The following is a 24,792-nucleotide window of genomic DNA, read 5'->3' as shown; positions in this document are numbered from 1 at the left end:
CGTGCACGTCCGTACTCGAGTCACGTCGAGTCGGTTCGGGTCAGAACTGGTCGGAATCGAGTGGGCCCGACAGCGGACCGAATCCGTGACTCAGTTCGGGACAGTGCGTCGGTGTGTCTCTATGCTGGCGTCCGAACTGCTGTAACTGTTTCTCAATTGAACACGGTTCGAACGGGTTCGTGAGCGGTCGAATCAGTGGCACGATCTTCGAAGGATTGTGATTTATTGTCTATTATCCCATTGAGTGTTAGAAACACGATCTATGTCCAATATCCGTGGTAACGATGGTGTTTTATGCAACCAATTGGTTTGCGAATGTGTATGTCAGAGACAACCGAGAGTGGACTCGTTCGCACACTCTCAAAACGAGATACGTTAGTGCTTGCGTTCGGCGCGATGATCGGCTGGGGATGGATCATCCTCTCCGGGACGTGGATCAACGAAGGCGGCCCCCTCGGCGCGATTCTCGCCTTTATTATCGGCGGGTTCATGGTCGGTGTCGTCGCGATCCTCTACGGCGAACTCGCCTCTGCGATGCCGATCGTGGGCGGCGAACACGTCTACAGTTTACGGGCGCTAGGGCCGATTGGGGCGTTTATCTGTACGTGGGCGATTATCTTCGGCTACGTTACTGTCGCCGCGTTCGAAGCCGTTGCGCTCCCTTCGGCGATGGCGTTCCTGATACCGAACTTCAACGCGGTCGAACTCTGGTCGGTCGCCGGTGAACCCGTCTACGGGACGTGGGTCCTCGTCGGCATCCTCGGCACCGTCTTCGTCACGGCACTGAACTACGTTGGCATCCGGCCGGCAGCGCAGTTCCAGATCATCATGACCATCGTGATCGCGTTCGCGGGTGCCGTCCTCATCGCCGGTGCAATCGGCTACGGCTCTCCTTCGCCTGATCCCGCGTTCACCGCCGGCACCGCCGGCATCTTCGCCGTGATCCTTCAGACGCCGTTCATGTTCGTCGGCTTCGACGTGATCCCACAGTCGGCCGAGGAGGCCGATGTCGAGCCGCGTTCGCTCGGCTTGCTCGTCCTCGCTGCCGTCGGGATGGCGACACTGTTCTATATCGCCGTTATCTGGGGTGCAAGCCGCGGTCTCTCCGGCGCTGAACTCGTCGACAGCCCGCTGCCGGCCGCCGACGCGATGGCCGCGCTGTTCGACAGCCAGACCATCGGCCAACTCATGGCGCTGGCCGGCATCGCCGGCATCCTCACCAGCTGGAACGCCTTCATCATCGGCGGCAGCCGCGCGCTCTTCGCGCTCGCAGAGAGCGGCATGCTCCCCGAACAGTTCGCAAAAATCCACCCCGAGTACAACACGCCGAGTAATGCGATCCTCTTCATCGGCGGCCTCTCCGTCTTCGCACCGCTGTTCGGCGAACAGATGCTCGACTGGATCGTCAACGCCGGCGGGCTCGGCATCGTCGTCGCGTGGCTGCTCGTCGCCATTTCCTTCCTCGTCCTGCGCTATCGGGAGCCCGACATGGATCGACCGTACAAGGTGCCGGGCGGGAAAGCCATCGGTTTCCTCGGCCTCGCCCTGACGGTATTCTTCGTCTACCTCTACCTGCCAGGCGGTCAATCCGCTCTGCTGTGGCCCTACGAGTGGCTGATCGTGTTGCTGTGGTGTGCGCTCGGACTCGCCTTTTACCTCGTTTCTGAGGGCCATTCCGAGGAACACGAGCGGGCCGCACTCGAGAAGATCGAACAGTTGCAGGACGATTGACGAGGTCGGTAGTCGGTTTTCAACTGTTCGCTGCTAACTGTTTGCTTCTAACTGCCAACTGCCAACTACCAACTGCCAACTACCAACTACCAACTTCCTCCTTCGACCATCTACCACACTGGTTCTCGTCCGAGGGTTTTTGCCGACTGCGCGCACATCCTCTCCATATGTCCATGGACGACAGCGAGCCGGTGACCGTCGATACCGTTCTCGCCCCCGTCGACGGAAGCGATGAGTCCGCGACCGCCGTCGAGTACGCCGTCGCGATCGCAGACCGCTATGACGCGTCGGTCCACGTCCTCTACGTGCTCGGCCACGGCGTCGTCCGCGGGATGGATGTCGGCACCGTCGACGAAGCCGCCGTCGCCGAGAACTCTCAGGGCTTTCTCGAAGACATCGGTCGGATCGCCGACCAACGAGGCGTCGCGCTGTCGACTTCGATTGACGACGGCTTCTCCCAGACCCGCAAGACGCGCCACCCTGGCAACGTCGTCCTCGACACCGCAGACGACGTCGATGCCGATTTCATCGTCCTCCCGCGCGAGCCCGTTACCGACGCCGCGTCGGCGGAGGTACTCGAGAAGGTTGCCGAGTACGTGCTGTCCTATGCGAGTCAGCCGGTGCTGTCCGTCTGATTGGTATGGCTACAACGAGGGGTCTGTTCGAAGGGGTTATTCGAGTCGGATCGACATCTCCTGTTCGAAGCTCTCGGTGCCGGAGGCTTCGAAGCCGACGCGTTCGTAGAGTGCGATTGCGGGGTTGTTCCAGCGCTCGACGGTGAGCCAGACGCGTTCGATACCGACATCGCTGGCGTGGCCGAGCAGGTGTTTGAGCAGGTGGGTGCCGATCCCTGCCTGCTGGTAGTCCTGGAGGACGAAGATGGCGAGTTCCCACTCGATGTCGCCGTTGTCCTCGATTGCCGCGGGGTCGTCGGCGTCGGGGACGAGCATTGCATGGGCGATGACCTCGCCGTCGCTGTCAGCGCTGCTGTCGACATCGATATCACCATCCGGTTTGTGATGTGCGATCACGTTGACGCTCTCGTCGGCGATCGTCTCGAGCCAGTTTCGAATCCGGTCCTCGCCAGTCGGTGGGATCCCTTGGGCGCGGTCGGTTGGGTCGAACTGGTCGTACATCTCGACGACGGCGTCGAGGTCGGTCGTCAGTTCGCCGGGTGCTCGAATCTCGATGTCGCGGCCCTCGCGGTCCTCGATAGTCGACGGCGGCGACGGGAACGGTCCCGACGGCTCGTCGGGGTAGAGTCGCGCGCGCCCCATCGTTATCGCACCAGCTTGACGGTCGTTGGGGCGTTGAGCAGGACGAACTCGGTGATCGGGCCAAGCTGAATCTTCCCCATCGGGCTGAGCGTGCCGCCGCCGATGACCAACTGGTCGAACTCGCCTTGCTCGGCGTGGTCGACGAGCGCGCTGCCGGGGTCGCCCTCGAGTCGGACGAGATCGGCGTCGACGCCGGCCTCGGAGAGCAGGTCGGTGGCTTCCTCGTACATTTCGTCCTGGCTGCGTTTCGATTCGGGTTTTTCGAGGACGGCGATGGTGAGGTCGTCGCCGACGTCCTGCGTGCGATCGATGGTTTGGCGGAGCGTTTTGATCGATTCGTCGCTCCCGCCGAGTCCCACGAGTACGTTCATACGGAGTGGTGTGCACCGGGGGACGAAAATCGTTGTGCCGTCGCCAGTTGTCTCCTTGTCTCCTTGTCTCCGTCCTATCCTGGTATCCGTCCTATCCTTGTCTCCGTTGTCCGCCGGCGCTGTTCCAGTACAGCCGTGATAACGAGAGTCGACGTCCGACTGGGGGTGACGATGTCGGGAGTCACTCACACACGATGGACGTGACGACGCTGTTAAGACCGTGTGGTGAGTACGATGACCGAATGAGTGATGCAGCGCTCGATGTCGTGGAGTTCCTGCTCACGACGAGCGTGTACTCGGACGACAGGACGCTTGACGAGAACGACCTCCCGCCGTCGTTCCGCCGGGTTTTCTGGACCGGCGGTGTCGACAACGAGGAGGATGAGGAGGATGAACCGAACCGGCATCGTCACACCGGTATCAGCCGCCCGCTTTCGGCAACCAACAGTACCGCGCGCGAGGCAACCGGCGTCGACCGGCCGTGGGACGCCGTCTCCGAACTGATGTTCACCGATCGCGACGAGTTCTCCGGCTCGCTCTCACTGACACAACAGGAGATGGCCGAATCCTGGTTTGCAGAGCGTGTCGATGCCGACCGCCTCCACGAGAACCCCACGCTCGCAAAGCACTTCGCGGACCACGACGCCATCGACGGCGACGTGAGCCACGAGGAGGCCCGCGAGCGCAACCGACCGATCCAGGCCGACCGCGTCTGGATCGACAGCCTTCTCGAGGAGTACTTTGATACCGAGGAAGACGAGGAGATGCTCGACCTCGTCGACGTTCGCGCGCCCGAGGAGGTCGACATCACGCTCGACGATCTGGTGTTAACGGGCGATCAGGAGGCCGAAATCGACAAGATTTCGAAGGCAATCGAACACCGCGACTACCTCGCGGAGATCGGCCTGCGCGAGATCGGGAAACTACTGTTCGTCGGCCCACCGGGAACCGGGAAAACCTCGACCGCACAGGCGCTCGCACGGGACATGGATCTCCCGTTCGTCGAGGTCAAACTCTCGATGATCACCTCGCAGTACCTCGGTGAGACGGCAAAGAACGTGGACAAGACGTTCGAGGTCGCAAAACGTCTCTCGCCGTGTATTCTGTTTATCGACGAGTTCGACTTCGTCGCCAAGACTCGTCGCAGCGACGAGCACGCGGCGTTAAAGCGCGCGGTCAACACCTTGCTCAAGGCCGTCGACAACATCTCGCTGATCGACGACGACGTGTTGCTGATCGGCGCGACGAACCACCCCGACCAGTTAGACGACGCCGCCTGGCGGCGCTTCGACGAGATCATCAACTTCCCGAAGCCGGACTACGGGATGCGCGCAGACATTCTGCAGGTCATCACCCGTACGATGGATATCGAGGAGTTCGATCCACAACTCATCGCCGAGGCCACGGAAGGGCTAACCGGCAGCGATCTTCGAATGGTGCTTCGCGAGGCGGTACTCGAGGCGCTCACTGAGGATCGAACCACCCTCACGCAAGAAGACCTGCTCAATGCTGTCGAGGAGTTCGAAGAGCGGGATACCCTGAAGAATATGGATATGATCGAGGGCGACCACGACGCGCTCGTCGCGGGTGGCGATATCGAGGGGGCAGCGAGCGATGGTGGACATGGTCACGACCACGACCATGACCACGATCACAGCCACGACCACTGACTGTACGAGACCGTACCGTAGTCCGCGTCGGCATCGGACTCAAAATCGACTCGACGGCCGACACCACCGCTCGGTCATTACAACTCGAACTCGTCGACCGCTTCTTTTGCACGGATCCGCTCGGAACCGGAGCCAGTATCGTCACCGTGGTATCGGTCCTGCTCGTCGGCCGGATTCCGATACATCGCGACGGCCAGAAAGACGACAGCGAGACCGACGAACCAGACGGCAAGCGAGGCTGAGTCGCCAAGCAGCAGCGCCGCGACACCGACTACGAGGCTCCCGACGGTCAGCTTTCCATAGCCGTTGAGCCGCGGAACTGCTGTGCCGTTTTCTCCCATAATCGGACAAAGAAGCACATTTCATAAAATCATTCTCACTGTATGGAGGAGAAAGTACATCATCGGCACATCGGTGACATTCTGTGGCTGCTTGTCCAATTATCCTGTCGAGGGCTATGGAACTTCTGATCGGCCAGTGACTGACATCCCTTCGACAGTGGCACGGTCCCGAGGTCCACGCTTGATCAACCACACCTGATCCATGGTGTCGGTGATCAGCATACCCTTTATGCGATGGCGATAAACGACCTAGCAATGACTGATGGGCCACGACCCGGGGACAGGGACCGCGATGCGGACGGTCGGAGCAGTCGCGATCGGAACCAAGTCACGCGTTCCGGCTCGGATCGTGTTTCGAGCGTCGGTGCCGGTTCCAACTCCGGTTCTCCTCCCGATCCCGCAGCAGCGTTCGCCCGCCAGGCACAGACCCAGCACGGCGACGTGATCGAACGTCTCGTCGCGTTCGGCGATGCCGTCCAGAACGACCGCCCCATTCACGCCTCGCTGGAGTTCCTGGTCGGCCTGGCGGACGACGCACTCGACGACGAAATCGAACGCCAACTCGAGTCGCTCGGCGAATCGATCGGCATCGAGCACGGCACAGTCGTCTCGGTGTACGTCATCCCAGCGAAGCGGTTCGACTCGCAACCGAATCACCCGTTGATCCAGCAGGCGCTGGCAGAAGGGCAGACGTATGTCTGAACGAGGGCGACCGTGCGGCCGTGAGCAGGGACGGTCCGGAGCGAGGTGTTTCACTCCAATCTCGGTGACCACTCCGTGCGCGTAACGCTGCTCGGAACCGGCGATACGACCGGCACACCCACCGTCGGCTGTGAGTGTGACACCTGCGAAACCGCCCGCGAGCGCGATATCGAACGCACGCGCTTCTCGGTCCACGTCGAGAACGACCGCACCGGCGAGTCCCTGCTCGTCGACTTCAGCCCCGACTTCCGGTACCAGTTCCTGCGCGAGTCGGTTCCACTCCCCGACGCTGCCATCGTCTCCCACATCCACTTCGACCACCTCGACGGCCTCGGCAACGTCTTTCGCGTCTTCGACTCGCTCGACGTCTACGCCGCCGACGAAACCGATCCCGCGACCGGCGAAAGCGTCGCCGAAACCGTCGCCGGCGACTACGACTACCTCGACGCCGTCACCGTCCAGCCGACGACGCCACTCGAGTCCACGCGAATCTGTGGATTCGACGTGACGCTCGTTCCGGTCGACCATCCGCCGCTCGTCTGTTACGGGCTCGCCATCGAGGATCCCGAGACCGGGGCGAAGCTGTCGCTGTCGGGCGATACGAGCTATGCGATTCCGCAGGCCTCACGCGAGGTGCTTGCCGATCCCGACCTGCTGCTGGCGGATGCGATCGTTCCCGCGGAACTCTGTGATGCACACCCGATCGGGGGGAGACACGAGGACGGCGAGGGAGTAGCGCGGACCTTCGGAACCAAACACATGACGCGCGAGGGTGCACTCGCGCTCGCGGACGATCTCGGTGCCGAGCAAACGCGGCTGGTTCACGTCGCACACTTTTACCCGGCGGAAGATGCGTTTGCGGAGCCGCTGGCGCTCGACGGCGAAACGTACGAGCTGTAATCGCCGCGGTTTCGATTGACTGGTCGTCGATCTGTGGTGATCGATCTCACCCAAAACGGCAGGTGGCGGCGGGGTGACGCTATCGTATCCTGTGGGTTCTTTCCCCACCCGCAAGCGATTACTTAATGGCACTCAAGTGCTTTCAAACCCTACATGGAACATCGAACGTCCCCGGTGAGTAGCGGGGTCGATGGCCTCGACGATATTCTACATGGCGGGTTCGTTCCGGGGCGAATGTATCTCGTTCACGGCCAGCCCGGCACCGGGAAGACGCTGCTCGGGATGCACTTCCTCGAGGAAGGACTGGACGACGACGAGACGGTGCTGTTCATTCACGGCGAGGAGTCCAAAGAGGAGATCATCGCGAACGGCAATGCGGTCGGCATTGACGTTACGGACGCGGAATTTCTCGATCTCGGGCCGGACTCGGATTTCTTCACCGAAGACTACTCCTACGATCTGGTCGACCCGAGCGATATCGAACAGGATCGATACACGCAGGATATCCACGAGGCGATCCGGGAGATCGACCCCGACCGGGTCGTCGTCGACCCTATCACCCAGCTACGGTACGTCGAGGCGAACGATTACCAGTTCCGAAAGCGCATCCTCGCGTTTATGCGCTTTCTCAAACAGCGCGAGATCACCGTCGTCACGACCGCGACGCCCTCTACCGACCAGGAGTACGACACCGAAATTCGGTCGCTCAGCGACGGCATCATCGAACTCACCCGCGGCGACGGCGGCCGCCGAATCAAGGTCGCTAAACACCGCGCGCTCGGCCAGCGCGAGGGCGACCACGGGATGGAGATCCGCGGCAACGGCCTCGAAATCTTCCCGCAACTGGTCCCCGAGCGCCACGAGCACCCGTTCGAATCGATTCAACTCGAGTTCGGTATCGAGGGACTGGACGAACTTGTCGGCGGCGGCTTCGATAAGCGTACGGTGACGTTCATCAGCGGTCCGACGGGAGCGGGTAAGACCTCGACGGGGACGCAGTTTCTCGCACAGGCGGCGAAAAACGGGCTGAAATCGGCGGTATACCTCTTCGAGGAGGATATGGAGACCTACGAGCATCGTTCCGAGGCGATCGGAATGCCGGTCACGTCGATGCGCGAGGAGGACACGCTGTCGATTACCGAAATCGAGCCGCGGTCGCTTTCGGGCGAGGAGTTCGCGCACATGGTCAAACAGGAGGTCGACGAGCGGGAGACGGATATCGTGATGATCGACGGACTCGACGGCTACACGACCTCGATTCAGGGCAACGAGGACATGCTCGTCCGAAAGCTTCACGCGCTTACCCGCTACCTCAAGAACCGGGGCGTGACGGTTCTCATCACGAACGAAATTTCGGAGATTACCGGCATCTCGAACGCGACGAGTAATAATCTGAGCTACGTCGCGGACAATCTCATGTTCCTGAGTTACGTGGAGATGGACGGCAGCCTGCGGAAGGTCGTCGGCGTCCTGAAGAAACGCTCGGGTAGCTTCGAGCACAACCTGAGAGAGTTCGAAATCGAAAGTAGCGGTATCCGCGTCGGCGAACCACTAACCGGCCTCTACGGTATTCTGCAGGGAACGCCGCGGTCGGGCGGGGCGGCTGACGTAAGCCGATACAAATGAGCCACCGTCAGGGAATCGTACCGAGCCGAGAGAGGGGTGGGTTCTACACGGCTCACCACACGCACACACGGATTCACCAAGCATACACGACCATACGCATACGCACACCAAGGACAGCGGGAGTCACTGACGCAGATCACACAGGCCACACATGAGTTCGAACACATCCACAGCCGGATCCCAGACCGACACGATACAGTTGCTCATCAACGAGGCGGGAAACCGCGCGGCGATCCGCAAACTCCTCGAGGACCACTACGAGGTCAGGACCACACAATCTATCGGACAGGCCGACCTCTATCTCGTCGACGACCACTCGTTCCCGGACTACCACGCCGCCCTCGAAGACCGCGTCGCCGAAAGCGACCCCGTCTTCTGTCCTGTCGTCCTCATCCGTCGGGCCGACAGCAATCCCCAGATTACGCTTCCAGATGTCGACGAGCGCGAAACACCCTCCCTCATCGACGACATCATCGACGCGCCGATGGACCGCACGCTGCTCTTTCGCCGACTCAACTCGCTGCTCGTTCGCCGCGAACAGTCGAAAGACCTCCTCCACTACATCTCACAGCTCGAAGCGTCCAACCAGTCGCTCGAGCAGTTCGCCTACGCCGCCTCCCACGACCTCCAGGAGCCGCTGCGGATGGTCTCGAGTTACCTCCAACTCATCGAACGGCGCTACGGCAACGAGTTCGACGAGGACGGCGAGGAGTTCCTCGCGTTCGCCATCGACGGCGCGGATCGAATGCGCAGCATGATCGACGCGCTACTCGAGTACTCCCGGATCGACACGGAGGGTGATCCGCTGACGCCGACGGAGTTGGATGACGTGCTCGCGGACGTGAGACAGGATCTGCAGGTGAAGATCGACGAGCACGACGCTCAGATCGAGTCGGAGTCGTTGCCGACGGTGGCGGGCGATGCCGATCAGTTGCGTCAGTTGTTCCAGAACTTACTTTCGAACGCGATCGAGTACAGCGGGCAAGAGCGCCCGGAGATCAGGATTACGGCAGAACGAACGGACTCGGAGTGGCAGCTCTCGATTCATGACAGTGGAATCGGTATCAGGGCAGAGGACCAGGAGCGGATTTTCGAGGTGTTCCAGCGTTTGCATAGTCACGAAGAGCGCTCCGGAACGGGGATCGGTCTCGCGTTGTGTAAGCGTATCGTCGAACGACACGACGGGCGTATCTGGGTCGAATCTAAACCGGGTGAGGGCGCGACGTTTACCTTTACGCTGCCGGTGGCGACGACGCACGAGCGAGGTGGACGGAACGAACAGGGTGGACGAGACGGTCGAGACGGCCGAGATGAGCAGAACAACCAGGAGGGGAAAGGCGGTCGAGACGGCCAAGAACAGGCCGTCTGAAACCGTCTAAGAGGGAGTCTCGTGGCAGATACGCAGGCATACCGACATCCTTTCGCTACCAAACCCGATCCCGACACGACTTTCACCCTCTCGTCCGTACCCCTCGCCATGAGCGACGACGCACAGGCCGAAGCCGGTACGGCCGAAGGGCAGGGTCCCGTCCAGATCTCGGAGGACCTCGCTCGCCATCTCGAGAACAAACGCGACGACCTCTTCGAGAAGTTCGAGATTCGGGACGAGTTCCCCGAGGCGGTACTCGAGGAGGCCGAAGCACGAACGGAGAACGTCCAATCGGAGATCTCAGAGGGGATCGACGACCGAAAAGATCTGCGAGACCTGACGACCTGGACGACGGACCCGATCGATGCCCAAGACTTCGACGACGCGCTTTCGATCGAAGAGCGCGAGGACGAGTACGTCCTCTGGGTGCACATCGCCGACGTGACCCACTACGTCAACCCGGAGACGGCGATGTGGGACGAGGCCGTCGAGCGCAGTAACACGGTCTATCTGCCGGGCTATACGATCCACATGCTGCCGCCGATCCTGGCGGAGTCGGTTTGCTCGCTCGTGCCGAACGAGGAGCGCTTTGCCCACACCGTCGAGATGCACCTGGACAAGGAGCACCTCGGCTACGAGAACATCGAGATCTACAAGTCGGTCATCGAGTCCGACGAGCGCCTGACGTACTCGCAGGCCGAGAGCCGACTCGACGATCCCGACGCGCCGCTGCACGAGGAGAACAAACTCGTCCACGAAGTCGCAGACCGGATGCACGAACAGCGCAAGGAAGACGGCTCGCTCGTCCTGAACCCGAGCCGCGACCGCGCCCACACGATCATCGAGGAGTGTATGCTCAAGGCCAACAAGGCCGTCACGCACACGCTGATGTGGGACCGCGGCGTCGAGGCGATGTACCGCGTTCACCCGCAGCCAAGTCCGGACGAGTGGTCCGAGGCGCTGCGCGAGATTCAGGACCTGGACGGCGTCTCGATTCCCGGCGACACCTGGGAGGACCCGCGGAAGGCCGTCAACGCGACCCTGGAGGAGGCACCCGGCCGGCAGCTCGACAAAATCCAGTGGGCCGTGATGAAGGTGATGCCCCGCGCGAAGTACATGAACGACCCGTTCGGCGGCCACCACGCGCTGAACTTCGAGATTTACGGTCACTTCACCAGCCCGATCCGCCGCCTCTCGGACCTGATCAACCACTGGATCGTCTACCAGAACGACGTGCCGGAGAACCTCGTGGAACTCTGTGACCGCGCGAGTGATAAGCAGAAGGACGCAGAGCAGTGCGAGCGCGAGTACAAGCAGTTCCTGCAGGAGGTCGGCCTCGATCCGATGGCGGTCAACAACCGCGGGATCGAAATCGTCGACGACGACGAAGCCGAAAAAACGCTGTAGGTGAAACCGAAAAGGCGCTATAGCGCTTGAGAAACCGGTTTGGTTCTTCGAACCGGGTTACAGCGGCTTTTGTACGTACACCGGCTTTCTATCCACAGCACAACCGATAGGTCCTCAGTGTTCGTGGAGAACGGTTGGCACCGACCAGATGACCCACCCGTCATCGCTCTCGAAGAGGACGTAGATCGACGTAAACGTGAGCCCCTCGGCTTCGGCGTCGTGACGTACGTAGGCGTAGTCGTCGAACCCGTACTCGTCCTGCAGCGCTTCGAGTGCAGTTCTCTCCTCTTCGACGCGTTCGTCGATGGAGACCTCGTCGGGATCCTCGTACACGTGCCGGACTCCCGTTTCGACATCAACGACCTCCGTTTCGTCAATTGTGAGTCCCTCCGCGCTCAGAACGGGATCGCTCTCATCGTCGAGGTAGTACTCGCCGTCTGGATGTGCGTGCTGGTTCGCCCCTTCTTGATCGTCCTCTTGCAGCGCCAGGAAATACTGTTCAACCGCGTCGGTGGCGGAGGTCGCTTCCTTTTTACTATCTTCACTTGCTTGTAGACAACCTGCTGTCGTAGCTACGAACGCAGCTCCAATACCGATCAACGTTCTGCGCCGATTCATATTCAATACTTATTCCATAGACACATTAATATTTCTATCAATATTATTTAAATTGGAAACAAAGACATCTAGGGCGTATTTTGATGCTATTATATACCACAATATACCTCGAGATATATCTCTGGACAGAGTTATTTAAAATAATATTATATTCTACCCTAGGTCAACAACATCCATCTCGAACGAGGTCGAAACTTTCGTAGTGCTCGTTTTCCAGGACCATGTACATGGACAGTCATCGTTGTGCTTCGCGTACATATAGGTATATTCGGAGCCGACGTCAACCTCGTGCGTTGATCCGGTGGAGTTGCCGCCTTCTCCCAATGTAACACGAACGGTCTGTGCCTCTTCACGATCGGTCGGGAACTCGTCGGTTCCGTAATCCAGGTCGAACTCCCAGTAGCACTGAGTTCCGCCTGCCACAGGCTCACTTAGATTCGTCGTGATGTAGCTCGTGTCCTCGTCCGGCAAAAACAGTCGGACGACCGACGAACCGACTGTTGTCCAAGCGTTGGGAATGGCGCCGACGACATCTAGTCCGGTATCCACCCACTCAGAGATTCCGCTATCTCCATCGTCCTCTTCAGGAAGCATATTATTTGGCTCCAGATTATCTTCTATCGTTGTCACTGTGTACTCTACCGAGAGCGCATCAGCGGGATATTCACCCCCAGTACAGTCCTCATGAACAACATTTTCCGGTCGGTTCCCATTGTGCCAGACGCCATGTAGATACATGACGCGGTTGCCTCCCTGCTGAATCTCCACTGAGTCGTCGTCTTCCTCCGGATACGGTGCTAAGTCGTCACTTTCAAAGAGACTGTAGGTCAGATCATAGTGCCGCCAGTCAGTGACGGTATCGCTGAACGCACAGTTATCATCAGGATAATAAGATTCGCTATCGGCTTTGAGCTCGTTACCAGTGGGGATGATTCTGTGGTCGTCACTAGATGCAGTTAGATCTTCGCCGAAAGAGTCTTTGTCGTCACTTGGCGGTTTATTTGGAGTGTTCTTTTTATCCTCCAACTTCGGAACGCCCGTGTCGGGGAGTACGATCTCGGAGGGTACTTCTTGGTCGTCGGATAAAATTCCACGAATTGCTTCCACACCCACATCTTTCTCAATGTTGTGCATTGAAAAGCCGAGTGGATGGTATAGAGGACCTGGTCTTGTAAGATAGCCACCGAGTCGTTCACCGTCGGTTTTGAACCCTCCTTTAAGTGACAACCCATCTACTTCGAACTGTTGCTCCTCCAACTCGAACCGATACGACTGGTCGGATTCTGACTCCGAAGATAGTTCGGTCCTACCGTCAACAGGAACTTGGAACCCACTAATCTGCAGTTCTCCGCTAACTCCTTCGTCATCAAATTCTAACTCCGCCCTTGTTAAGCCCTGCTCGACATCTGTTTTCGAGTCGTAGCTAATTCCCTCAAACTCCACAGGTGAGTCTGTCCCATAAGCGGCGGCGGGACTCCCCACAACGCTAAATCCCGTTGCAGCTCCGATCGATTTGAGTATGGTTCGTCTCTTCGCCGCGCCATCGTTGTTTCTTAACGACATTACGATTGGAAATACACTATGGGATTATAAAAGTCTTTTGTACCAACTACTAGATAGAAAACTATACATATTTGAATAGGAAATATACTGGGCGAAATTTTGTCTTTTGGAATTTGAGATGGCTCCGTTCGGTGGCCACCACGCGCTGAACTTCGAGATCTACGGCCACTTCACCAGCCCGATCCGCCGCCTCTCGGACCTGATCAACCACTGGATCGTCTACCAGAACGACGTGCCCGAGAACCTCGTGGAACTCTGTGATCGCGCGAGTGATAAGCAGAAGGACGCAGAGCAGTGCGAGCGCGAGTACAAGCAGTTCCTGCAGGAGGTCGGCCTCGATCCGATGGCGGTCAACAACCGCGGGATCGAAATCGTCGACGACGACGAAGCGGAAAAGACGCTGTAGGTGAAACCGAAAAGGCGCTATAGCGCTTGAGAAACCGATTTGGTTCTTCGAACCGGGTTACAGCGGCTTTTCGTAGATGTGCTCCTCGAGTACACCCTCGCCATCCACGGACTCCAGATCCGACGATCGCGTTTCAACTTGCTCGAAGCCCCGCGATTCGTAGAACGAGACGCCGACCTCGTTATCTGCGAGGACGGTGAGTCGAAGTCGCTCGCTGTATGAGCGCAGGTCAACTTCAACGCGGTCCATCAATACGGTCCCGACCCCTTCTCCCCAGACGTCTGGGCGGGCGTACAGCCGCGGGAGGTGTGCCGTGTCCGGCTCGTCCGGATCGACACCAGCGTGTGCGAAGCCGACGGCGGCTGCAGCGTTCCCAGCGCGCTCGTCGCTGGTCGCATCGTCGCCCTCGGACGGAACGGCGACCAGAAACGACGCTCCCGCTTGGTCGGCTGCGTTCTCGATGTCGGACTCGAGTTCGTCCAGTTCGTACCAGTCGTCGATCATCCGGTCGACCTGCGACGCGCCGAGGAACTCGTCGTAGGCGGCGTGCCAGCTTTCGCGTGCGATTTCCCGGATTGTCGCTGCGGCCGACGGCGGTGCCTGGCGAATAGTCCAGTCCATAATGGAATTTCAGACGTAGTCGGCAAAAGTACTGGCCTGGTGTGTCTTGGTGTCTCACAGTCGGCATCTTGGAGTCGGTGTCTCACAGTTGGTGGAGAGACACATAGGAGAGCGGCGGATCACGGAGAGACCGGAACAACGGACAGAACAGAACTCCAGCTTCCAGCCAACAGCCGTCAGCGCGAAATATCCTCTCCCTGCTCCGCAACGACCTCCTCGACTTCCCTCTCCGTAACCAGTGCCGCGTCGCCCGGAATCGTCCGCTTCAGTGCCGCCGTCGCGGCCGCGTACTCGAGTGCCGTCGGGACGTCGTCGCCGTCGAGTCGGCGGGCGATGAACGCGCCGGTGAAGGCGTCGCCGGTGCCGATGGCGTCGGCGGTGTCAGTCTCGTAGGCCGCCTGGTCGTGGACGACGCTGTCGTGCCAACCGATTGCGCCTTCGTCGCCGCGGGTGACGACGACGGTGGTGAAGTTGTACTGGGAGCCGAGTTTGTGTGCGAGCTGGCGCGGGTCGCCCTCGAAGCCGAGGACGGTGCGGGCGTCGCGGGCGGCGATGACGAGGATGTCGATGCCGGGGAACAGTCGGGACATCGTCGATTCGGCCTCCTCGGGACTCCAGAGCTTGCGCCGATAGTTGAAGTCGAGTGCGGTCGTCGTCCCGCCCTGTCTGGCCGCCTTGAGTAGGTTCGCCGTGGCATCTCGCAGTGAGTCCGAGAGCGCGGGCGTGATGCCGCTGGTGAAGAACACCTGCGCGTTCTGAATCAGGTCGAGATTGAACTCGCTTGCCGAGGCGGTCGTGATGGCGCTGTCCGCGCGGTCGTAGATGACGTTCGTGCCGCGGGGTGAGCCACCCTGCTCCAGGTAGTAGGTCCCCTGCCGGCCGCGGTGGCTCCAGACCACGTCCGTCTCGATGCCGTGCTGTCTGAGTTCGCCGACCACGCGTCGGCCGAGCGGCGTCTCGGGAACCTTCGACAGCCAGGTGGAGTCCGTCCCAAATCGCTGCGCCGCAATGGCGACGTTGCTCTCTGCGCCGCCGGCGTGGACCTCGAGTTCGGTCGCGTTCTCGAGTCGCTCGTGACCGGGTGGGGAGAGTCGGAGCATCGACTCGCCGAAGGTGACGAGTTCGCTCATGGGTCGACCCTCCGCCGTCGGCCGGTGCCGTCTGTCCGAGTCATATCGCGACAATCGGACGCTGCCGGTATAAGTTGTTCTGGTGTCACGTGAGCATCCCTGTCGGTTCAGACACCGCCGACTTCACCGACTTCGTCGCCCGACTCGACGGCGATCACAACTGTCTCTTCCGTCCCCTCACCGACGCGCTCGACCGGCACGCCGAACGACTCGAGAAGGTCGCAACTCGAGTCGACGTGATCGGTGACGGCGGGAACGCGAACCCGGCCGCCGGCGAGTGCGAGAAAGACGAGGATTTGATCGGCCAGGTGGCGGTCAACGGCGGCTTCACTGTCCGCAAATTGGTTTGCGGCATCCGCGGCGTCCTCGCCGACGCGTTCGGCCGGCACGCCGCGCTCGCCGAGTGCGCTGCAGCCCGCGACCGGAACGCCGTCTTCGGACTCGAGTCGGAGCACGATCGCCGAGCCGGGACAGGCGCTTGCCGCGGTCGTCTCGATCCGCTCGACGACCTCGCACTCGGCGAGCGCTGAGTCAGTGCCGGGGGTCTCAGCTCCCACCGACTCGAGTCCGAGCCGACTCAACGCCCCCGCAGCCTGTCGATGTGCGACATCCTGCTCTGCGAGCGCGGCGGCCTCCGTCGAGTACACGCGGAGCCCAGCCACGTCCGGCCGCTCGACCAGCGAGGGAGCGTCGAGTGGCTCGATTTCGGACGGCGCGAGGTGGAGCGTCGCCCGTCCGCCACCATCGGGGTAGAACCCGCGCCGCTCACACTCGATCGTCGCAGTGAGGCCGAACCGGCGCAACAGTGGCAGTTTCACGTATCGCGTGTAGTCGAGCGGCGGCGACCACGCCACGTCCGTCCCACCGGTTACTGTCAGCGACAGCGGGGACTCGAGTACGGTCGCCAGTGGGAGGACGGCGTCAAACAGCAGCGTCACGCTGCCGGCGGTGCCGATGTCGACGGCGTACTCCCCGCCCGCGAGTCGGGACGCTCCGGGATCGAACGCGACGGTCTCCGCGCCGTGGTCGGCACCCGACACCCCGGCGTCGGTGAGTTCGGCCATCGTCTCGAGGACCGCCAGATGCTGGTGGCCCAACCCCGGTGTCGGCCGGTCGCCGCGAATGTTCTCGATTCGAATCGGTCTGGACTCGAGTACAGAGAGCGCGAGCGCGCTTCGCAGGAACTGGCCGCCGGCGTGTTCGCCGTCGAGTTCGAGCGTGGTCATAGTATATAGTAACAACTGCAACTATTTACACACTGATCGCCGAGCAGGCTGGCGATCAGGTGTGCATTGACTTGCAGTGGCTACTATAGCAGCCGGTACGGGCTGGAGTGCCGTTTCAGTGTCGACAGCAGCGAACCAACGGTGAGCGGGCGGCACATACTTCCGCTTCGTGAACGTTTTCGGTGCTTCGGCGGAGACTCCCAGCGAATGCGACTCTGAGCCGACCCGCTCCGACGGCGCTGGATACTGTGGCTGACGCTTGGCGCCGTCTTCCTGCTCGTCAATCTTAACCGGCTCTCGTCGGCGGTGCTCTCGGAGGAACTCATGGTTTCGTTCGGGACGACCGGCGCACAGCTTGGAACGCTGCATGCGATGTTCTTCTGGGTGTATGCGTTCATGCAGATTCCGACGGGCATTCTCGCCGACCGGATCGGGCCGCGACGGACCGCCACGATCGGCGGGCTGGTGATGAACGTCGGCGTCGTCTGGTTTGCATTCGCGGACGGCTACCTGAGCGCAATCGCGGCCCGCGGACTCGTCGGCCTTGGTGGGAGCGTCATCTTCGTCTGCATCCTGCGCTTTTGTGCGAACTGGTACCGTGCGGACGAGTTCGCCACGATGAGCGGGCTCACCTTCGCCGTCTCCGGCGTTGGGGGCGTCCTCGCGACGACGCCGCTCGCGCTCGCCGTCGATGCGGTCGGCTGGCGAAGTTCGATCGCCTGGCTCGGCATCGCTGGAATCGTCGCGAGCATCGGCGTCTTCCTCTTCGTCCGCGATACGCCCCAAAGCGCAGGCTTCGATCCGATCGAGGGCGTCCCGGGACAGCCGACGCTGACGAACGCAGAGCTTCGCACGTACCTTTCCGATATCCTCCGCGACCGGTGGATCTGGGTCGTCAGCATCATGCTGTTCTGTACGACCGGGCTGAACCTCACGCTGTTCGGTCTCTGGGGGATTCCCTACGTGGTCCAGCTGTACGACGTCTCGGTCGCCTACGCCTCGACGTTCACCCTGCTTGGCGGCGTCGGCATCATGATCGGGCCGCCGGCGTTCGGCTGGCTTTCGGACCGTCTCGGTCGGCGCGTCGAACTGATGGTCGCCGGCGGGACCGGCTTCGTGGCCTGCTTCGCCGTGCTCGCAATTCTCGGAAATCCGCCGCTGCCCATCGTCGGGCTCGCGTTCTTCATGGCCGGTACGCTGCTCGGCTCGTTTCTGCTCGGCTACGCCATGGTCAAGGATCGCCACCCGAGCAGTGCCAGCGGGCTCTCGACTGGCACCGTCAACGGTGCGGCGTTCTTCGGCGCGGCGATGCTCCCAACGGTGATGGGCTGGATACTCGACGCCTACTGGACCGGCGAACTCGTCGGTGGCGTCCGGGTCTACACTGAAACCGGCTACCAGATCGCGTTCGCGATTGCGACCGGTGCAGCGCTCGTCGCGCTCCTCTGTAGCATCTGGCTCTACTACCACGAACGCCGCTCCGAGAGCTCAGTCCGCTCACTCGACGAGCCGGAGCCACACCGCGCAGAGTAGCGACGAAAAACCGATGCGGCGGCACCTCAGCCGCTGTGGCCCGGATAATCCCGCTCGAACCGATCCTCGATTTCGGCCTCGTCGAACTGCACGACCACCGGCCGCCCGTGCGGGCAGGCGTACGGATTTGCACAGTCGTCGAGCGCCGCGAGCAGGTCGACGACGGAGCCCTCCGTCAGCGACGTGTTGCCCGTAATCGACGGATAACACGCCAGGTCGCCGATAAACTCGTCCGCCAGCGCGTCGACCGTCTCCGCGCCCGCCTCGCGGTCGCCCTCGACGAACGAGACGAGCACGTCTCGAAGCTGATCCGGATCGAGCGTCTTCTCGAACACCGCCGGCACGGTCGTCACCGCTACCGTCCGGTCGTCGACCCGATCCGCGTAGAATCCGAGCTGGGCGAGCGCATCACGGTAGGCTGCGAACGCCTCCGCTTCGGCCGCGGTCAACTCGAGTTCGACCGGCGAGGCCAGCGCCTGCGCGGACGAGTCCTCACCGAACGCAGCACGCAGGCGTTCGTAGTTGACCCGTTCGTCGGCGGCGTGCTGGTCGATCAGCGCGAGGCCGTCGTCGGTTTCGCAGACGAGGTAGGTGTCGCTGAGCTGGCCGAGTACTCGTAGCGGCGGTAGCGAGTCGAACTCGTGGTCGTAGTCTCCGCCTGTTGCGGCGTCGCCTGCGAGCGTTCGCTGTTCCGTTGCGGCGTCGAACTTGCCGCTGCCCTCCTTCGTCTCGGTGGCTTCCGCCGTCTCCATCGAGGGGGCAGCCGCGGATTCCGGATTTGGTTTCGGGTCCGGAACTGGAGACGAATTCGCACCCGTATCTGTATCTGTATCTGTATCTGTCCCTGTATCCGGATCGCCCTGACCGCCCGCACCGCTCGGGGAACTGGACGACGCGGTGGAGACATCGTCCGTTGAATCGTCATCTGGATGGAACTCAGCAGCCGACTGGAACTCGGCGTCAGCCGATTCCGTCGACTCATCCGCTGACGACTCCGTCGCGTCCACCGACGCTGCCGACTGCGAGTCGTCCGATCGATCCGGTGTCGCCGGTTTCCGATCGCCACCGGCAGCGCCCGTGGCTGTCTCCTCGTTCGTCCTGCTGGCTGTGTCTCCGCTCTCGAGTACCCCCGACTCGTCGGCGTCGCCTTCGGACGTGCTCGGTTCCGCTGCACTCGTCTTGGCTCCATCACCCGCTCGCTCTGCAAGTTCCTCCTGTGTCGGCGTCACCCGCGCCTCGCCCGGTGCCGAGCGACCGCGCGGCGCTCGCGAGCGAAGCAGGCCGTTCTCGAGCAGCGCGCTCTCGACCGCCGAGTCGACCTGCCGGCGCACTGCGTCGTCATCGTCGAAGCGGACTTCTCGCTTTCGTGGGTGGACGTTTACGTCGACGGCATCGCCGGGAACCTCGTGAAAGAGCACGACGAAGGGGTAGCGATCGCCGCCGAGTTGCGTCCCGTAGGCGCCCATGATCCCCTCTCGAAGCGCGTCCGAGGTCACCGCACGGTCGTTGACGTACGTCGCCAGGTACTCTCGGCTCGCGCGATTCGTCTCGGGATGGGAGACGAGCCCGGCGACGGACTCGAGTGGCCCCGGCGGGAGTTGCTCGCCGTCGGCCTCGACGGGGATCATCGCGGAGGCGACCTCGCGGCCGTAGACGGCGAGCACGGCGGCCTGGAGGTCGCCCTGGCCGGTCGTCGAGAACACTTCGCGGCCATCGTGGGTCAGCGAGACGGACACCCCGGGGTTGGCGAGCGCGTAGCGGGTGACGACGCGGTTGACGTGGGCGAACTCGGTCGCCGTCGTCTTGAGGAACTTCCGGCGGGCGGGCGTATTGTAGAAGAGATCCGCGACCTCGACTGTCGTTCCCGCGGGACAGCCGGTCGGCGAGACCGACTCGACGGTGCCGCCCTCGTAGACGAGTTCGGTGCCCGCGCCGTCGCCGTCCTGCGGGCGCGACTGGATGGTCAGGCGCGAGACGGAGCCGATAGTGTGCAGGGCTTCGCCGCGAAAGCCGAGGGTGGCAACACCCGACTCAAGGTCGTCGAGGCCGCTGATCTTGCTCGTCGTGTGCTGGCGGACGGCAGCGCGAAGGTCGGCTTCAGTCATGCCGTGGCCGTCGTCCGCGACGCGGACGAGGTCGGTGCCGCCGGCCTCGACGGTGACGTCGATGCTCGACGCGCCGGCGTCGAGGCTGTTCTCGACGAGTTCCTTGACGGCGCTTGCTGGCCGCTCGACGACCTCGCCGGCGGCGATGCGGGCGACGGTGTCCTCGTCTAACTGGTGAATCTCGGTTTCGTCGGTCGGTGGTTGTGTGTCGGTCATAGTTCGGGCACAGTTGGCGAGAGTTCGGACCGACTCGAGTGCAAATGCAAGTGCGTGTACGGGTGTGAGCACAGGCGCGAGCACGACTCCGATGTCGATCCGGACGATGACGGTCGGCGTATGGTCCCAACTGGGGCTCGAGGGAGGTCAGAATTGCGGTTCGTCGGCCGTGACTGGGTCGACTCGCTGTGCCCGTTTTCGGCCGCTCGTCTCGACGGCCTCGAGTACGGCGTCCACGTCGTCGATGGCAGCGCGATCACATCGGATGTCCGGCCACCAGCGCCGCTCGAGAATAAGGTGGTCTTCGGTCAGGCGGACGCCGGTGAGTCGGTCCCAGGGGACGACGCGCCGGTAGGACGGCCGAAATCGTGGTTCGACGACGAGGCCGTCCGCGTAGGCACGAATCTCGGCACGCGCGTAGTCGAAGTCGGGGACCGAGAACAGCGTGGTCGGCGTGTCACCCGACGATGGGAGTCGAACGGTCGGTGCCCAGCCGAGAAGGAGACTGATCGCACCGAGCGCGCCGAGCCGAGTTGGGAGTCTGTTCGACCCCGAAAGCGCGTACGTGAGGCCAGCGAACAGCAGCGATCCGACACCGAGTGCAATCAGCGGCGGGTTGGGTCCCGACTGGTACCACGTCCACTCGATGATCGGCGCTCCGTCATCGACCGTCGCACCGACGGCGAGATCGTGTGCGGCGTGTGCTGCGAGCCGTCCCGTCAGCAGAACGCCAGCCGCCGGGATGAGCAGGAGGAGCGTGAGCCCCGTTTCTGGAACGAGCCCCGTCGAATCGAGGACGAGTGCGCTGCCGGCAAAGAGCGGCGCGGGTAGCCAGAGGGCGAGCGTCCGCCACCGGAAGCGCCCGAGGCGGAACAGGAGGGTGGGTCGAATTCGGGCGAGAACAATCCCACCGAGTACCCCTCCCGTGAACGCGGTCGGAAGGGAGGTAAGCAGGACCTCAGCGGTCGCGCCCGTGGCGACCGAGACGAGCGCGGTAACACCCACTGCGACGACGGCGAGGTAGAGTCCAACGGTTGCAGGCGTGCTCACGCCGATGTCCAGATCGGCCTGGTCGGACGAGCCGGTCAGATCAGCCAACCCACCGACACCCGTCGTCGAGTCAGCTTCGGGGCCACTCATGTGTCAACACGTCCCCACTTCGGCGTATCAATCTTCCGACTGTACGAGACCGTCGACGGCCTGCTCGATCCCCGCCCGCCCATCGTCGGGAACGGATACGAGCGGCGGCCGAACCACATCCGAGGGGAGTACGCCATGGTACTCGAGTGCCGTCTTCGTCACTGGTGCAAAGCCGTACTCGCTGCAGGCATCGAACAGGTCGGTGACGGCGGTTTGAAGCGCCGCTCCTCGAGTCCCGGTGGCCGTCTCGTACAGGTCGGTGTACGCCTCGGGTGCGACGTTCGAGAGCGCGTTCACGCCGCCGTCGGCACCCATCCGCAGCGCCGGGACGAGGAGGGCGTCGTACCCCTGTAGCATGAGAAAGTCCGAATCCGCGTCGGTGTCGGCCGTCCGGCGCATCGTCTCGAGGAAGTATTCGAGGTCGCCACTCGAGTCCTTCAGGCCGAGCACGTCGTCGCGACTCGCGAGCGCTGCGACAGTTTCCGGCGCGATTCCCTGCCCGGTGCAGGTGGGAATGTTGTAGAGCAACAGCGGCAGCGACGACTCGTCTGCGATGGTCTCGAAGAACCGCTGGTTGCCGGCCGGCGCGTTCGCCGTGTGGAAATACGGCGGTGTGACAACCGCAGCGTCGGCACCGACCGCGGCGGCGTCCTCGATGGCGGCGAGGACGTCGTCGACGCTCGTCGCGGCTGCGCCGGCCAGCACCGGGACCTCGCCGTCGGCCTGTTCGACGGTTAGTTCGGTCACGCGCCGGCGCTCGTCTCGTGACAGGCTGGCGAACTCGCCGGTCGTCCCGCAGGGAAAGAGGCCGTCGATGTCGCCCGCGAGGAGGTACTCGAGTAGCTCTCCGAGTGCGCGTTCGTCGACGGTGCCGCGCTCGTCGAACGGCGTAACGATGGGGCAGGTGATTCCGGTGAGTGACTGTCGAAGGGTCATACGTGGGTGTCTTCCGGAATCTGTAAAAGCGTATGCCTGCAGGAGATCTGTCGTTGGTCCACTCCAGCACGCAGTAGCCCGCTCTGCGTGCGATGCGACTCGATCGGGCACCAGTTCAGTTAGGTATTTGACTCGTGTCGGTAACCGTCTCGTATGGATTGGTCCGCCGACAGACGGCTCCAGTGGCGGATGCTACTGGCGCTCGTCCTCACACTCGCCGGGTACGCCGTCCTCGGCTGGATCGTACTCTCGGTGCTGTCGACGACGATGGCGCTCGTGGCCTGTGCGCTCTTTGCCGTCATCATCTTGGCGAGCGTTTCACAGGCTGACTACATCGCCTACTGGGCGACGAACGCAATCGCCATCGACCGCGAGCAGTATCCGCTGCTGTACGACACCACCGAGCGGCTGGCTCGCCAGGCCGACCTCCCGGTGCCGCCGGTCGCCGTGATTCCGTCGGACGAGCCGAACGCCCTTTCGGCCGGAACAGGGAACAGAACCGTCGTCTGCGTGACGACCGGACTCCTGCGGGCGCTCGACGACGACGAGCTCGAGGCGGTCCTCGCGCACGAACTCGCACACCTCAAGAACGACGACTCGACAGTGATGACCGTCGCCGGCTTCCCGATGGTCGTCTCGGCGGTCGCGCTGTCGACTGCGAGACGGACGTTCACGTTCGGTTCGTGGCTGATCGGGCTGCCGTTTCTGCTCGGCACCTACCTGCTGTTCGTCGGGCTCCCGGTGTATCTCGCCAGCCTGCCGGGGACGCTCGTCCTGTCGCGGTATCGCGAGTACGCTGCTGACCGCGGTGCCGTCGCGATCACGGGCGATCCGTACGCCCTCGCGAGCGCCCTCGCGACGCTGCACGGCGAACCCACGCCGCCGGATGCAGACCTCCGGACGGTTGCCGGCTTCAACGCGTTCTGTATCGTTCCAACAGACTCCCTGTCGCCGATTTCGACGCATCCGCCGACGCACCGGCGAATCGCACGGCTGCGCGAGCAGTTCGCCGAGGATACGTCAGGTACCGCGTCAACGTGAGCAGGAAACAGTGTAGCGTACGTACGAGGGGCACGAGACGCCGTCTCCGTCACTAGCTACTCGAGTCCCAGGTCCTGCGACATCGAGTTCCCGGCGCGTGGAGTCCCCTTGACGGTCAGCGTCTCGCCGGTGATGAACGAGGCAGCCGGGCTGGCGAGGAACTGGACGGCGTCGGCGATTTCCTCGGTGTGGCCGATGCGGCGCTCGGTTTTCTCGCGCGGCGGCATATCCTCGCTCTGGATGCCAAGTGTTTCGGCGACGCCAGGGGTCTGGATCAGGCCGGGTGCGACGCAGTTGACGCGGATGCCGTCGCCGGCCCACTCGGTTGCGAGCGTTTCGGTCAGTCGGATGATCGCCGCCTTCGAGGCACTGTAGTGGCTCTCGCCCGGCGCGGCGTGCTGGCCGTTAACCGACGAGAGGTTGATGATCGTGCCGCCGTCGCCCTCGCGCATGACCTCGCCGGCGAGCTGGGTGCAGTGAACCGTGCTGTGGAGGTTGAGGTCGACGATGGTCTTCCAGCCGTTCTCCGAGATGTCCTCGAAGTTCGCGACGAACTCGCCGCCGGCGTTGTTGACGAGGATGTCGATGTCGCCGAACGCCTCGACGGTGTCGTCGACGAACGACTGGACCTGGTCGCGCTCGCGGACGTTACACTCGACGGCGAGGGCCTCGCCAGGCACGTCTTCGGCGTCGTTAATCGCCTCCGCGACCGGGCCGACGCGGTCGATCGAGCGCGAACAGATCGCGACGTTCGCCCCGCTCGCGGCGAGCGTCTCCGCGATCGACTTGCCGATTCCCTGACTCGCGCCGGTGACGATAGCGGTCTCGCCTGTCACGTCATAATCTGGTTCGTGCATCGTGCT

22 protein-coding genes and 1 pseudogene are annotated in these 24,792 nt (G+C 62.4%); 11 read left to right on the top strand and 12 right to left on the bottom strand.

From position 1 onward, the window contains the following. Positions 1-321 precede the first annotated feature (321 nt). Both BBD46_RS04810 and BBD46_RS04805 read left to right on the top strand, forming a co-directional pair. A complete protein-coding gene (locus BBD46_RS04810) occupies positions 322-1,731 on the top strand; it encodes an APC family permease (RefSeq protein ID WP_071400614.1) in 1,410 nt (469 codons plus the stop codon). Positions 1,732-1,904: 173 nt separating this feature from the next. Continuing rightward, on the top strand, positions 1,905-2,366 hold the full coding sequence (locus tag BBD46_RS04805; protein WP_071400613.1) for a universal stress protein: 462 nt from the start codon (positions 1,905-1,907) through the stop codon (positions 2,364-2,366). A 36-nt stretch (positions 2,367-2,402) separates the two neighbouring features. On the opposite strand, the gene BBD46_RS04800 is transcribed toward BBD46_RS04805, so the two are convergent. Together BBD46_RS04800 and BBD46_RS04795 are read right to left on the bottom strand one after the other, a co-directional pair. Continuing rightward, positions 2,403-3,008 (bottom strand): GNAT family N-acetyltransferase, encoded by a 606-nt coding sequence (locus tag BBD46_RS04800; protein WP_071400612.1) that lies wholly within the window; start codon positions 3,006-3,008, stop codon positions 2,403-2,405. Between the two features lie 2 nt (positions 3,009-3,010). Continuing rightward, on the bottom strand, positions 3,011-3,379 hold the full coding sequence (locus tag BBD46_RS04795) for a universal stress protein (protein ID WP_071400611.1): 369 nt from the start codon (positions 3,377-3,379) through the stop codon (positions 3,011-3,013). A gap of 242 nt (positions 3,380-3,621) precedes the next feature. Between BBD46_RS04795 and BBD46_RS04790 the strand changes: the two genes are divergently transcribed. Next, positions 3,622-5,049, top strand: a complete 1,428-nt coding sequence (locus tag BBD46_RS04790) for an ATP-binding protein (protein ID WP_071400846.1) — start codon at positions 3,622-3,624, stop codon at positions 5,047-5,049. A gap of 77 nt (positions 5,050-5,126) precedes the next feature. Here the strand turns inward: BBD46_RS04790 and BBD46_RS04785 are convergent, their stop codons facing one another. Further along, the gene (locus BBD46_RS04785; RefSeq protein WP_071400610.1) at positions 5,127-5,390 is read right to left on the bottom strand and encodes a hypothetical protein; all 264 of its coding nucleotides are present in this window, start codon (positions 5,388-5,390) and stop codon (positions 5,127-5,129) included. Positions 5,391-5,645: 255 nt separating this feature from the next. On the opposite strand from BBD46_RS04785, the gene BBD46_RS04780 reads away from it, so the two are divergent. The 5 genes from BBD46_RS04780 to BBD46_RS04760 all read left to right on the top strand — a co-directional run bounded on the left by BBD46_RS04780 (position 5,646) and on the right by BBD46_RS04760 (position 11,394). Then, positions 5,646-6,092 (top strand): hypothetical protein, encoded by a 447-nt coding sequence (locus BBD46_RS04780; protein ID WP_071400609.1) that lies wholly within the window; start codon positions 5,646-5,648, stop codon positions 6,090-6,092. Between the two features lie 75 nt (positions 6,093-6,167). After that, positions 6,168-6,992, top strand: a complete 825-nt coding sequence (locus BBD46_RS04775; RefSeq protein ID WP_071400608.1) for an MBL fold metallo-hydrolase — start codon at positions 6,168-6,170, stop codon at positions 6,990-6,992. 153 nt (positions 6,993-7,145) lie between these two features. After that, positions 7,146-8,618 carry an ATPase domain-containing protein gene (locus tag BBD46_RS04770; RefSeq protein ID WP_071400607.1) on the top strand — a complete coding sequence of 491 codons (1,473 nt, stop codon included), beginning with the start codon at positions 7,146-7,148 and terminating at the stop codon, positions 8,616-8,618. A 151-nt stretch (positions 8,619-8,769) separates the two neighbouring features. Continuing rightward, on the top strand, positions 8,770-9,987 hold the full coding sequence (locus BBD46_RS04765) for a sensor histidine kinase (protein WP_071400606.1): 1,218 nt from the start codon (positions 8,770-8,772) through the stop codon (positions 9,985-9,987). Positions 9,988-10,095: 108 nt separating this feature from the next. Then, the gene (locus BBD46_RS04760; protein WP_071400605.1) at positions 10,096-11,394 is read left to right on the top strand and encodes an RNB domain-containing ribonuclease; all 1,299 of its coding nucleotides are present in this window, start codon (positions 10,096-10,098) and stop codon (positions 11,392-11,394) included. A gap of 114 nt (positions 11,395-11,508) precedes the next feature. On the opposite strand, the gene BBD46_RS04755 is transcribed toward BBD46_RS04760, so the two are convergent. Together BBD46_RS04755 and BBD46_RS04750 are read right to left on the bottom strand one after the other, a co-directional pair. Then, the gene (locus BBD46_RS04755) at positions 11,509-12,012 is read right to left on the bottom strand and encodes a hypothetical protein (RefSeq protein ID WP_071400604.1); all 504 of its coding nucleotides are present in this window, start codon (positions 12,010-12,012) and stop codon (positions 11,509-11,511) included. 153 nt (positions 12,013-12,165) lie between these two features. Further along, entirely contained in the window at positions 12,166-13,575 is a 1,410-nt protein-coding gene (locus BBD46_RS04750) for a hypothetical protein (protein ID WP_071400603.1), read from the bottom strand. 79 nt (positions 13,576-13,654) lie between these two features. Between BBD46_RS04750 and BBD46_RS04745 the strand changes: the two are divergent. Continuing rightward, positions 13,655-13,981: pseudogene (locus tag BBD46_RS04745) on the top strand (RNB domain-containing ribonuclease); the annotation flags it as partial. 57 nt (positions 13,982-14,038) lie between these two features. Here the strand turns inward: BBD46_RS04745 and BBD46_RS04740 are convergent. The 3 genes from BBD46_RS04740 to rtcA form a co-directional block, all read right to left on the bottom strand. Further along, entirely contained in the window at positions 14,039-14,602 is a 564-nt protein-coding gene (locus BBD46_RS04740; RefSeq protein ID WP_071400601.1) for a GNAT family N-acetyltransferase, read from the bottom strand. A 176-nt stretch (positions 14,603-14,778) separates the two neighbouring features. Further along, positions 14,779-15,732 (bottom strand): bifunctional 2-dehydro-3-deoxygluconokinase/2-dehydro-3-deoxygalactonokinase, encoded by a 954-nt coding sequence (gene kdgK1 / locus BBD46_RS04735; RefSeq protein WP_071400600.1) that lies wholly within the window; start codon positions 15,730-15,732, stop codon positions 14,779-14,781. A gap of 107 nt (positions 15,733-15,839) precedes the next feature. Beyond that, positions 15,840-16,958 carry an RNA 3'-terminal phosphate cyclase gene (gene rtcA / locus BBD46_RS04730; RefSeq protein WP_071400599.1) on the bottom strand — a complete coding sequence of 373 codons (1,119 nt, stop codon included), beginning with the start codon at positions 16,956-16,958 and terminating at the stop codon, positions 15,840-15,842. A 243-nt stretch (positions 16,959-17,201) separates the two neighbouring features. On the opposite strand from rtcA, the gene BBD46_RS04725 reads away from it, so the two are divergent. Continuing rightward, positions 17,202-18,491 (top strand): MFS transporter, encoded by a 1,290-nt coding sequence (locus tag BBD46_RS04725; RefSeq protein ID WP_253184510.1) that lies wholly within the window; start codon positions 17,202-17,204, stop codon positions 18,489-18,491. A gap of 26 nt (positions 18,492-18,517) precedes the next feature. Here BBD46_RS04725 and mutL read toward each other — a convergent pair whose 3' ends face one another. The 3 genes from mutL to BBD46_RS04710 form a co-directional block, all read right to left on the bottom strand. Continuing rightward, entirely contained in the window at positions 18,518-20,812 is a 2,295-nt protein-coding gene (mutL, locus tag BBD46_RS04720; RefSeq protein WP_071400845.1) for a DNA mismatch repair endonuclease MutL, read from the bottom strand. Between the two features lie 147 nt (positions 20,813-20,959). Then, positions 20,960-21,952: a hypothetical protein gene (locus tag BBD46_RS04715; RefSeq protein WP_071400598.1), complete on the bottom strand. Its 993-nt coding sequence runs from the start codon at positions 21,950-21,952 to the stop codon at positions 20,960-20,962. Positions 21,953-21,979: 27 nt separating this feature from the next. Beyond that, complete coding sequence (locus tag BBD46_RS04710) at positions 21,980-22,888, bottom strand: dihydrodipicolinate synthase family protein (protein WP_071400597.1); 909 nt, start codon at positions 22,886-22,888, stop codon at positions 21,980-21,982. 153 nt (positions 22,889-23,041) lie between these two features. On the opposite strand from BBD46_RS04710, the gene BBD46_RS04705 reads away from it, so the two are divergent. Beyond that, entirely contained in the window at positions 23,042-23,929 is an 888-nt protein-coding gene (locus BBD46_RS04705) for a M48 family metalloprotease (protein WP_071400596.1), read from the top strand. Positions 23,930-23,985: 56 nt separating this feature from the next. Here BBD46_RS04705 and BBD46_RS04700 read toward each other — a convergent pair whose 3' ends face one another. Beyond that, entirely contained in the window at positions 23,986-24,786 is an 801-nt protein-coding gene (locus tag BBD46_RS04700; RefSeq protein ID WP_071400595.1) for an SDR family NAD(P)-dependent oxidoreductase, read from the bottom strand. Positions 24,787-24,792: the final 6 nt, after the last annotated feature.

The sequence above is a fragment of the Natrialba sp. SSL1 genome (assembly GCF_001861355.1).
Classification (GTDB): domain Archaea; phylum Halobacteriota; class Halobacteria; order Halobacteriales; family Natrialbaceae; genus Natrialba.
Note: the sequence above shows the minus strand (reverse complement) of the source record. Positions and strands in the feature narration are given on the sequence as shown.